Annotated in this window: 9 protein-coding genes; all 9 read right to left on the bottom strand. The window is 44.9% G+C overall.

What is annotated here, in order from left to right; all coding sequences use genetic code 11:
• Window positions 1–801: [citrate (pro-3S)-lyase] ligase (locus AC5V8P_RS17330; protein ID WP_495473742.1), on the bottom strand; the 801-nt coding region annotated here is incomplete at its 3' end.
• A 27-nt stretch (window positions 802–828) separates the two neighbouring features.
• On the bottom strand, window positions 829–2,001 hold the full coding sequence (locus AC5V8P_RS17335) for an NAD(P)-dependent malic enzyme (protein WP_063213012.1): 1,173 nt from the start codon (window positions 1,999–2,001) through the stop codon (window positions 829–831).
• Window positions 2,002–2,055: 54 nt separating this feature from the next.
• The gene (gene citF / locus AC5V8P_RS17340; protein WP_064796855.1) at window positions 2,056–3,615 is read right to left on the bottom strand and encodes a citrate lyase subunit alpha; all 1,560 of its coding nucleotides are present in this window, start codon (window positions 3,613–3,615) and stop codon (window positions 2,056–2,058) included.
• Window positions 3,616–3,625: 10 nt separating this feature from the next.
• Window positions 3,626–4,507, bottom strand: coding sequence for a citrate (pro-3S)-lyase subunit beta (gene citE / locus AC5V8P_RS17345; RefSeq protein WP_064796856.1), 882 nt, complete (start codon window positions 4,505–4,507; stop codon window positions 3,626–3,628).
• Complete coding sequence (citD, locus tag AC5V8P_RS17350) at window positions 4,508–4,801, bottom strand: citrate lyase acyl carrier protein (protein WP_013311548.1); 294 nt, start codon at window positions 4,799–4,801, stop codon at window positions 4,508–4,510. It abuts the gene before it with no gap.
• Window positions 4,802–4,846: 45 nt separating this feature from the next.
• The gene (locus AC5V8P_RS17355; RefSeq protein ID WP_231116838.1) at window positions 4,847–6,994 is read right to left on the bottom strand and encodes a sensor histidine kinase; all 2,148 of its coding nucleotides are present in this window, start codon (window positions 6,992–6,994) and stop codon (window positions 4,847–4,849) included.
• Window positions 6,995–7,279: 285 nt separating this feature from the next.
• Entirely contained in the window at window positions 7,280–8,629 is a 1,350-nt protein-coding gene (locus tag AC5V8P_RS17360; protein ID WP_064796858.1) for a 2-hydroxycarboxylate transporter family protein, read from the bottom strand.
• Window positions 8,630–9,001: 372 nt separating this feature from the next.
• The gene (locus AC5V8P_RS17365) at window positions 9,002–9,700 is read right to left on the bottom strand and encodes a response regulator transcription factor (RefSeq protein WP_063213007.1); all 699 of its coding nucleotides are present in this window, start codon (window positions 9,698–9,700) and stop codon (window positions 9,002–9,004) included.
• Window positions 9,701–10,063: 363 nt separating this feature from the next.
• Window positions 10,064–11,899 carry an ABC transporter ATP-binding protein gene (locus AC5V8P_RS17370; RefSeq protein WP_064796859.1) on the bottom strand — a complete coding sequence of 612 codons (1,836 nt, stop codon included), beginning with the start codon at window positions 11,897–11,899 and terminating at the stop codon, window positions 10,064–10,066.
• Between the last annotated feature and the right edge of the window lie 178 nt (window positions 11,900–12,077).

Below are 12,077 nucleotides of genomic sequence, written 5' to 3' on the forward strand. Positions count from 1 at the left end.
GTTTGGCTCCTGACCAATATACCGTTTTTGAATATTTAGCAATGGAGCTATATACTGGATGAAAATTTTCAGATCAAGTGATATATGCGTGCTTGCCGCCTCTTCATCATTTTTAAAGAAGTAAGAAGGAAACGTTGCGCCCGAGATGATATAGTCTTTGCCTTTGTGCAGGACCACATTGTCCAAATGCCTCACGCCTTCTTCAACTAGTCTGTATCTAACAGCTGATGGAAAAATGGATCGATCCTCCCAGACTACAAACAGATGTACCTTTTTCCAAACCGCTGCTGCATACTCGATTAAGTGCAAATGTCCCAATGTGAATGGATTACAGTTCATGACAATCGTAGCCGAAGGCACGAGATCGCCCGATTCCTGCAAAAGCTCTTGCTGATACTGCCTGATACCATCCCAACGGTTTTCCAACAGGACAGCCTTGAAGGATTCCTCCACGATTGGATAAAAGCCAAGATCCTTGAAAATTTGTTTATTTAGTGGCTTTGTATAAATAAACAGGTGATCCCTTCCCCGCCTATATTCTTCATTTACTAAATGGCTAACAATTTGTGCAGATAGCCCCTGATTTTTATAAGCTTCATCCACAGCAATACACTTCAGTACACTGCCTGAAAAGGAACCCGTAGCGGCAATGTCGCCGCCATCTACAATTTCCATCGTATATTCAATTGGATGGTCTATTCTAAGACCTTGGCGCTTAAGGAAATCGCGAAGCTTTCTTTGAGCGTCTTCAGAGGCTGGATTTATAATCTCTTCACGCAAATGTTCCATCCACATAGCCATCATGATCACCGTTTTTTCTCGATGGTTTTATTTTCTTACGACACCGCTTTGTTCTGCGACGATTTTTACTGCTTTACTAACCGCAGCACTTACTCTTTTGTCAATCGCATCTGGAACGATATAGGTATCGTCAAGTTCCTCATCTGTTACCAGAGCTGCGATGCTGCTGGCCGCCGCTAATTTCATTTCCAGCGTGATGTCCATAGCTTTGGCATCAAACGCGCCTCTGAAAATACCGGGGAATGCCAGCAGGTTATTGATTTGGTTGTGAAAATCCGATCTGCCGGTCGCAACAATTCGTGCTCCGCCTTTGTATGCTTCCTCCGGCAAAATTTCTGGAATCGGATTGGCAAGGGCAAAAATGATGCTTTCATTGCTCATGGTTTGCACCATTTCTTTGGTCATCACATCTGCAACCGATAATCCAATAAAGATGTCCTTGTCCTTGATGACTTCTGCAAGGCTGCCGGTTTCTTTATCACGATTCGTCAGCTTGGCAATTTGCTGCTGAGGCTTATTGAGAGAGGTGTCTCCTTCGACCAGGGCACCATTTATATCGCAGAGAACCATATGCTTTGCTCCTGCAGCGAGCAATAGCTTGGCGGTGGCGATCCCCGAAGCTCCCGCTCCATTGATGAGAATTCGCACATCCTCCACTTTTTTGCCCACAAGTTTCAAGGCGTTCAATAACCCTGCAAGCACAGCAACTGCCGTTCCATGTTGATCATCATGATAAATCGGAATGTTCAGTTTTTCTTTTAATTTGTCTTCAATATAAAAGCATTCCGGGGCCTTGATGTCTTCAAGATGAATGCCTCCAAAACCTGGGGCAATTACTTCAACCGTGCGCACAAACTCGTCTGGATCAGTGGTGTCGATACAAATAGGGAACGCATTCACCCCACCAAATTCTTTGAGCAACAAGGCCTTACCCTCTATGACAGGCAGCCCTGCCTCGGGGCCAATATCCCCCAGGCCCAGCACTGCTGTCCCATTCGTCACAATCGCTACGCTGCTCCCTTTAATCGTGTATTCATAGGCTTTGCTCTTATCTTTGGCGATTTCCTTGCATGGTTCGGCAACACCAGGTGTATAGGCTATCGCTAAGTCCTGTTTACTTACAACCGGTACTGTTCCTGTAATCTCCAGTTTACCGTTTCTAAGGCGGTGTGCCTGTAAGGCGGCTTCTTTTATACTCATAAGTTTGTTCGTACTGAGCAGTTGCTCAATACTTCCTCCCCTTGGTTTATAATTTTAGCGTCCTTGTTTCACTTGACGAATGACATCAATTACAGAACCATCACGATATTTAACAACACCTACAATTTTATCTTCCCATAGTATCGGCTCCGGTTTGCCGACAATCCGTGTTGCCTTCTCTTGCATCTCTTCGATCGTGAAGACAGGAAGCTTGGCTGCTTTTAAGTTAGCCAGGAGATCTTGGCGGATAGGGTTCACAGCGATGCCCTGATCCGTAACAAGTACGTCAACCGTATGGCCTGGTGTAATAATGGTATTGACACGATCAAGAATAGCAGGCATTCTTCCGCGAATCAGCGGAGCGACGATGATCGATACTGCAGCACCTGCGGCAGTGTCGCAGTGTCCGCCGGAAGCTCCCCGGATGACCCCATCAGATCCAGTAATTACGTTCACATTAAAATTCAAATCAATCTCCAGCGCACTCAGCACAACAACATCCAGTTGGTGAGCAGCACAGCCTATATTTTCAGGGCTTGCATAATATTCCGCACAAATTTGTTGATGGAATTTATTCTTTCTCAGCGATTCTACAGCACGCAAGTCAAAGCTCTGCACGTCCAAAAGCTTTTCAATCAATCCTTCTTCATGCAGGTCAACGATCTGTTGGGTAATACCCCCCAGGGCAAAGCCTGCTTTGATATTGGCGGCAAGCATTTTTTCCCGCAGAAATCTGGTTGTTGCAAGCGAAGCCCCCCCGGACCCGGTTTGCAATGAGAATCCATCCGTGAAATATCCGGATGCTTCAATCACATCTGCCGCGTTTTTAGCAATTAACAGTTCCTTCGGATTCTTGGTGTAACGGGTAGCCCCTGAGACAATCCCCTTCTGATCACCGATGCGATCCACGACGACCACATAATCCACCAGAGTTTCAGGAATGGCGAATGGAGTGTTCGGATAAGGGACCAAATGGTCAGTAATCATCACAACATTGCGCGCATACTGTGCATCTACCATGGCATATCCCAAGGAGCCGCATGCCGATGGAGCTTCGTTTATGCTGCAAGTTCCGTTTGCATTGCCGTATGCATCGCAAGAAGGAGCGCCCAAAAAGGCGACGTCAATCGGGCATTCTCCTGATGCAATCGCTCTTGCGCGGCCACCGTGAGAGTTAATCGTCACCGGAATATCAAACCATCCGTAGGAGTATGCCTGAGCCAGCTCGCCTCTGAGGCCACTGGTCTCGATTCTGCGGATGACACCGTTTCGCACGTGCTCTATCAATGGGGCATGGATATCTGTCAAGGAGCTAGCTGCCAGGACAAGATCACGAATCCCTATTTTGGCGATTTTATCCATGACCCTATTCACGATAAAATCCCCATTGCGAAAATGGTGGTGGAAGGAGATCGTCATCCCACTGCGCAAGCCAGTAGCTTCAATGGCCTTCTCTATCGAATCAATGATTTTATTTTGGGCAGGATTTTGCTGGCGGTCTTTTAACCGCTCTGTATTTTTAAATTGCCCATAAGTCGATTTGCGATCAAAGGGAGTTACCGCATCAAGTCCTTCAATAGCTAAAGGAATTTCTCTCCCAGCACCGTTTAGCATAATATTCACCTTACTCTACGTTTATTTTTGCCGCTTCCGCCAGATCAAGTACTCTGCGTGCACGTTCTACAATCGGACGGTCAATCATTTTACCGTCGAGACTGATCACACCTGAGCCATTTGCCTCCGCTTCGAGGCTGGCCTCAATGATCCGCTTTGATTTTTGGATCTCTGTTTTTGTCGGCGTATAGATGCGGTTTACAATCTCGATCTGACGTGGGTTAATAATAGATTTGCCGTCAAAGCCCAGCTGTTTGATCAACTTCACCTCGTTAGCAAAGCCCTCCTCATTATTTACATCTGAGTAGACTGTATCGACAGCAGCAATGCCAGCAGCTCTTGCCGCAAATAATATAAGGCTTCGTGCTGTCAATAGCTCAATGCCTTCTGGCGAGCGCGTTGTCTTCAAGTCTGTGACGAAATCCTCCGCTCCAATGGCGATGCCGATTAGTCGCTTGCTGGCAACCGCAATTTGCGCTGCATTCAATGCGCCCTTACCACTCTCAACCGCTGCAAAAAGCTTGATCGTCCCAAGCTCCATGCCGATCTTTTGTTCAATTTCGGTAATCAATTCATCCGCCTCCATCACATCATCGGCGGTCTCTGTTTTCGGTAATCGAATAGCAGTTGGCTTCGCTCGTACAATCGCTTCAAAATCGTCTCTGCCGTATGGCGTATTGAGCGGGTTGACCCTGACCAGCACCTCGATGCCTCCGAAATCAAAGGTTTTCAAAGCCTGGTAAACCAGCAAACGTGCTGCATCTTTTTCGTATAGGGAAACGGAATCCTCAAGGTCGATCATAATCGAATCTGCCCCATAGATAGGGGCGTCCCGGATCATCCCTGGGTTATTCCCGGGTACATACAACATGGTCCTTCTCAGTTTCTGCATCTATTCCGCCTCCCATGGTCGGCAGCCACCCTCGACCACTCTGTTTACGGCTGTCATGACTCTAGCTTTAATGGCACAATCCAGTGCCCCTTTATCATTCGCTTGGACATATGCGTGTTCAATGCCCATTTCTTGTAATGTTTCGAGAATCACTTTGCGAATCTGGTTCCCAAACTGGTTCTCTACCGTACTTTTCAACTCGATTTCAATCCCCTTCGTGCCGTTCGGCTCGATGGAAATCATAATATCGCTTGATTCCAGTGTGCCGGCCATGCCTACTTGCTGAATAATCAATGTCTACACCTCTTTTTCCAATTGGATGGTAGATACTCTCCATCTTCAGGATTGCAGAACCTTATAAATCATTTGTGCCATATCTGAACCTGCTGCAGGCTTACACATATATTCATCAATGATCAATCTCTCCTTGTATGCCACCACATAATCCTCGACGTAACCGGTAATCAGGATAATCTTCATACTTGGATTGATTACCTTGATACGTTCAGCCAATTCCGTACCCGTCAGATAAGGCATAGCCTGATCCGTAATGACCAGATCGTAGTGGTTTGGAGACTTTTCAAACCGCTGTAATGCTGCCATGCTGTCTGCTTCTGTCTCAACCTGGAAACCATACAATTCCAGCCCTTTTCTCATCGCTTTTAACACACGCTGTTTATCATCGACCAGAAGGATGCGCTTTTGTTCAGTAAACACAGGGCTCTTATCGATCTCTGTATCTTTGGCTACAAACTCCGTTTTCGGCAGATATACCGTAAAGATACTACCCTTGCCCAGCTCTGAAGCCACGGCAATAAATCCTTGATGTTTTTCGAGAATGCTTTGAACGATATACAATCCAAGCCCCGTACCCTCTCCTGCCGGTTTGGTTGTGAAAAAAGGATCAAAGATTTTCTGCAAGGTTTCGTCACTCATCCCTTTGCCCGTATCGGAAACAGATAAAGTAACGTAATCGCTGACTTCCAGAACGCTCTCCCGGATTTTTTTCACTTCTTTCAGGGGCATGGTATCCAATATAATTTTTAGTTCGCCCCCGGTTGTTTTCATAGCTTGATAGGCATTGTTGCACAGGTTCATAATGATTTGATGAATCTGTACTTTATTTGCAAAGATAACGGCTGACTCTACCTGTTTTTTGAACACAGCTTTCACGCTGGGCGAGAGAAAGGATTTTATGAGTCCCAGTGCTTCTTCGACCTGCTCTTCTACTTTGACCGGAGCGTTTTTCTTGACCTTCCCACTCTCCAGCCTGCTCAATAGCAGAATTTCCTCGATAATTAATCTTGCTTTCTCGGAAGCATCATAGATCTCACTGACGTAATCATAAATTTCTTCAGTCGGTTCTATACTGCTGAGCATAATTTCTGCATAACCTTTGATAGGAGTCAAAAAATTATTGAAATCATGAGCAATTTCCCCTGATAGCGTGCCGATTAACTGTAGCTTTTGCGAGTGCTGCAATTGAAGGTCCTTTTTCCGGAGCAGCTCGTTTTTGTTATTCAGTTCCCGCAAATATCTTGTCTCATATTCCAAAGCCTCTTTATTTTTCTTCGTCTTCATGATGATATAAACGGCACAAGCCAACGTCAGGACGATCATAGAAAAGATTTCAATGGTTTTAGTTCGATTTCGTGCAATCGGTTCTCTCACATCTTCGTAGTTCATGGCCGCGGCTACCACCCAAAACGAGTCACCCAGATGAACACGAGAAAAGGCCTCAATCTTTTTCGTCTTGGTATAGCATTCGTCCCCCCACCAATACGAATGGTAGAAAGCTGAGCCTTGTTCCTGGGTAAGCTGCATGTTGAACAGTTTTTCCAGATCGCCGTAATCAAGCCCCGGGTGTTTGTCCTTCATCGCTGATAGCGATAGCCCGATATTTTCTTCGCTTGGGTGCATGAGATAGTGGCCTTGCTGATCCTTGACATGAATATAACCCTTGCTCCCAACACGAATCGGCTTCAACAGCTTCTCATACACCGCGTTTAGATTTACCACACTGATCAGCGCACCTTGAAATTTTCCATCAAGATAAACAGGCTGAAACAGATGCACAATATAATTGCCTTGCCTCTCCAGCTTAGCCCTTGCGATGAACGGTTTTTTTTCTCGCAGCATCCTTTGAATACCATCCTTGATAAATTCATAGGCTTTAATCGCATCTGTACGATTGCGCTTCGGAAAAGTGTGTACTACTCTTCCTTCCAGGTTCACCTGGCTAATCTGATAAATGCTATCTTTTTTGGCGGTATAATAAGCAGATAGGTTTTCGTCAATCACAGTTTCATTTTTATTGGATATGGCGAGCGACATCTGCTGGTTTCCTGCTAATATTTGCAGGGAGTGCATTTGTTCGTCGAAAAAGGACTCAATAGACATGCTGTTTAACTTGGCAATCGTCAGCAATTGCTGCTGCTGTTGTTCAATTACGGTACGTTCTCCGTCCATATACGAGCCATAGGCCATCCATAGAAGAACTAGAAAAGAAATCGGAAGCACTAGCATAGTGAGAAATGAAAAATGGCTTCGATAATGAAATAGTATCTCTCGTGAACATCTCATCCTGTTTTACCTTCTCCATCGAGCTAGTAGCCCGTCAGTCCCTAACCCTAGTGCTAGGGCCAGTTCGCTTCCGAGTATATCAGTTATTCACGTTCGCCTACTAAATGGTGTCTCAAGACAACTTCATTGTAATAACAAGATCTTAAAGTACCCTGTAAAATTATTAATTTTTTTTAAGATTTCACCACTTTAGTGTGTAAGGTATCGCAGCAGGAAAATAGCAAGTGTTACCGTTGCTGCTCCCCCGAGACGGGTGGATACCTGGGCAAATGGCATGAGCACCATTCTATCGGCTGCAGAAAGAATCGCAACATCCCCTGTTCCACCTTGGCTGCATCGAGTAGAAGTTATAATCGCGGCTTCAACCGGGTACATTTTCATCCACTTGCCAGCAAAATATCCACCCACAACCACAGCTAGTACAGTTACTAAAATGGTGATGAAATAAGCAGGGCTAATTACTGAAATCAGTGCATCCCATGGTGTTTTGGCTACACCTACGGCAAGCAGAAGCGGGTACGTTACAGCGATAACAAAGAAACGTTGCATTTGTTGCGCTCCATCTTCAAGGAATTTTGGCAACCAGCCAAAATATTTTGCCAAAAATGCCGCAAAAAGCATTACAATCGGACCAGGTAGACCAACAAACTCAGCGGTTAAGGTACCTAACATGAAGAATCCGAAAGCTAAAATTGCTCCAGCGGCCATTTGGTAAAGATCAAGCGGCTTTTTATTTTTATCCTCTGCAAGTCCCAAAACATCGCTATCCCCTGTTTTGAGTAGCGTGCCGTTACCAGTAAGCTCCGGTCTTCTATCTCCCAGTTGTTTCAACAAGCCGGACAAAATAATAGCACACAAGCTACCCAGCATGACCGCAGGAATAACCATGGCAAATTGCTCACCTTGAGTCGAACCCAAAATTTGGCTATAGCCGATAGAGAGTGGAATTGCACCTTCACCAACGCCTCCAGCCATGATAGGAACAAGAATGTAAAACAAGGTATCATACGCTGAGATTCCTAAAGCCACACCTGTAAGCAATCCGACGCCTGTTCCGACAATAGATCCGACCGCCAAAGGGACTGCCAATCTAACGACCGCTTTGATCATGAGTTCCCGGTTCATGCCAAGGATACTGCCAGCGATAACAATTGCGATGTACACATACAGAAAATTGGTATTATCCATAAAAACAGTAACAGAATCAATGGCTGACTGCGGGAGAAGATGAGCATACACCATGTATGAAGGTACAAACGTTGCCATAATTGCAGCGCCGCCGATATCCTTTAGAATAGGGATGCGCTTTCCGATTTCCGCCAGAATAAAGCCATATAAGACCATGACAGATACAGCCCCAGGCATATCACTAGCGAGCTTTCCAGTGTTCATCAGCATGTAGACAACAGCCATAAACGGGATATAAAGGCCTACAGGAATGACTCCTCCAATCTTGTAATTCAACACCTTTTGCCATTTGGACTCTGTTCGCGGCTGTAGCTTAAGTTCTGCGGCTTCTTGTAGATTATTAGTGACCACTTCATCGCCTCCTAGATAATCAATCTGCTTTTATCCTCGAATCAATCGCTCGCCCGGGTTTTTACAAGATTTTCAGTAACGCTCTCGCTCATTGGATGATTCGAGATAACTAAATTGTAAAGAGCAAATCTTAAAGTATTCTGAGTAATCCTTAAATGTTTTTAAGAACCCTGTGACAAAAATATGTCAGCGCTTTCAAAACAAAAAGTCATGATTTGTGTGAGGGTGATGCCACGCCCCAAAGTTATGTATCCCCTTTTATACCTAAAATAGAGATGGTGTTAAAAAATCATCACCTATAAAAAAAGCCCCCCGAACCATCGGCGTGCCTTCGAGAGAGCGTATACAATTAGACAGAAATATAGAGTTAATTTATCTTTCAACGGAAAAACGATATCCGATTCCCCAAACGGTTTTGATATATTTCGGATTCGTGGGATTTTCCTCAATTTTGGTGCGCAGGTGCCTGATATAAACCATAATCGTATTATTATCGACAACCGTATCATTCCAGATGTTTTGATATAGCTGTTCTTTCGAGAAAACCTGATTGGGGTGTTCCATAAAAAATTTCATAAGTTGTAATTCTTTTGATGACAACGCGATTTCCTGATTATTTTTTTGAAACGTAAAGGTATGATGATTGAATAGAAATGGTCCCAACGCAATGCGCGAAGCTTGTTGTTTTGATTCCTGAAGCTGGCGATATCTTTTAATCTGGTTCTTTACCTGAGCACAAAGCACAGGAGGACTAAACGGCTTGGTAATATAGGCATCTGCCCCAAGTCCAAGTCCAATGATCTGATCTGTGTCTTCTTTTTTCCCGCTCAGAAAAATGATTGGCGTATGGATGCCCATATTACGTGATTGACCCAGCACATCATAGCCATCCATATCTTCCATCATAATGTCCAAGAGGACGAGATCGAATGGTTCCTCGCTAATCATCCGCATCGCTTCCGTGCCATTTTCAGCCTGAAGCACAACCATCCCATCGGCTTCAAGAACTGTTTTAATCAATTTTCTAACAGCCCTTTCGTCATCAACGACCAATACTCTCGGTTTGCTCATTCTTCTTGGCCCATTCCTTTCTAAAAAGTCCTCCTACGAAAACCCTTTATATCAACACAAAAAACATAGCTTTACTATTTATAACCAACATTTTTCAGATATTTGCTATATAAATGAGTTTTTTTCTCGCTTCTCAATGTCCACCTTTTAGTCTAGCATCATTTTAACTTATCCTATATGTTGTATGTCATACAAGTTAAAAAAACTAAATCCTTGTCAAATATCTTTTTAAATCCTTTTCATTAATATTTTGAAAAAAATAATTTTATCTCACTTGTTGTTGTGAGTGAACATCTCCCTCATGGTTCAGTGAAATTGACCTTCCCTGCCCTTTCATGAGGCAACAGCGATCGGAGGATCATATCACTCGCGCGTAGCAGCCTCTATAGCTCCCACTTTTTCTCCGATCTCCACAAACTGCTTTTGAGCTAGCTCGCGGTACACCTGATGGGTCTCTAATAACTCGGTATGGGTTCCTGCACCAGTGACATTGCCCTTGTCCAACACAATAATTTGATCAGAGTGGACCACCGTAGACAAACGGTGAGCAATGACAATTGTCGTGCGTCCTTCCATCAAGTTCGCCAGGGCCTTCTGCACCTCATGCTCGGATGAGCTATCCAGGCTAGAGGTAGCCTCATCCAGCATGAGGATGTCAGGGCTGCGGAGAAGCGCACGCGCAATGGCGATCCGTTGACGCTGGCCGCCGGACAGTTTCATTCCCCGCTCCCCTACCTCCGTATCGTAGCCTTGAGGCAGATCCATAATAAATGTATCCGCATACGCCATCATGGCGGCTCGTCTCACTTCGTCCAGGTCGGCTTCGCGCCCTAAGCCGTACGTAATATTATCTCTGACCGTTCCGGTCATCATTGAGCTCTCTTGCGATACATACCCAATTTTGGAGCGCCAGGAGGAAAGTGTATATGAGGATATCGGTTCGTCTCCATAACGAATTTCACCTGTATCTGGCACATAAAAGCGCTCCAACAATGAAAATAAGGTAGATTTCCCACTCCCACTCGGTCCCACGAATGCTGTCGTTTGATTAGCTGGGATGACCAGGTTTGCCTGATGAAGAACCTCTTCACCTTCAGTATAGGAAAAAGCAACATCATGAAACACAATATCTCTGCTCTCTTTTGCCGCTTCCTGCTTCAACTCTAGCGGTTCCTCTTCATGGTCTAAAATAGTCTGAATCCGTTCCGTGGCTCCAACCACCTTTTGCAGACGTGAATACAAGGTCGTGAATTGGGCCATCGGTGTAATCACCTGAAATAGGAGTAGAATAAAAGCCACCAAGTCTCCCGCGGTCAGTACACCCGATGCGACGCGAACACCGCCAACACCCAATATAATAACCAGCACTGCAGTCAGCAAAAAGGTAGAAATCGGACCTACCAGAGCCAAAATACGTGACTCTTGCAATCCGAAGCGGAACATACGGTAAATGCGATCTTCCCCAGCCTGTGCCTCTCTGCTTTCTGTTCCGTAGGCCTTAACCAGTCTGATTTCGCCGATCACCTGACTCAATACTGAGGTCAGATCTGCCATCTCATCCTGCTGTTTTTTGGAGATACGATACATTTTTCTGCCTACCGGAAATAAAATTAGTGCTGTTAGCGGAACAATGATCAGAATAATGAGCGTCATCACCCAATCCAGATAAAATAACAACGCAATCCCACCAATAATCGCGATCACATTAGAGATCAGATTGACAAGATATTCGGTAATTAAGTTCATAATCAGGCTTGTATCATTCGTGACGCGGCTCATCGTATCTCCTGATCGATTCCGGTCAAAGTATGGAATGGGTAGAGATAAAATTTTATGCCATAAGCGTTTGCGCATATTAGCCACTATTTTATGCCCAGCGTAGTTCAACATATAGATGGAAACTGCCGAAGCCACCGCTTGAAGAACAAAAGCACCGATTAGACCGATAATGACCATACGATTTAGAGAAGAAAAGGTCAAACCATCGATCAACCCTTTGGTCATCATCGGTACGATTAAACCAGCGATCGTCTGAATCAGGGTCAGAATCAGGGCGATGATCAAAATGGCCTTGGGCGGATGCGCACTCGCAATTAATTTGATAAACCGACCCATACCAGCTTTATCCGGTATTTTACCCGACTTTTCCTTCATTTGGTCCTTCTGCTCATCTTGCTGCATATGTTGTTCTTTTTCCATAAACCATCAACCTCGCTTCCTGTCTGACCATTCTTGTTCAAACAACAACACCCGCGCTCAAGCGCGGGTATGAACAGTACAATCTATCTTCGAGTTTACTACACCAGGGAATGAAGCACAAAGTTAGCCACAAACAGCACTGAAATGATATATAATGCGACTGGCACTTCCCTGCCCC

The sequence above is a fragment of the Paenibacillus sp. N119s genome, from assembly GCF_059447605.1.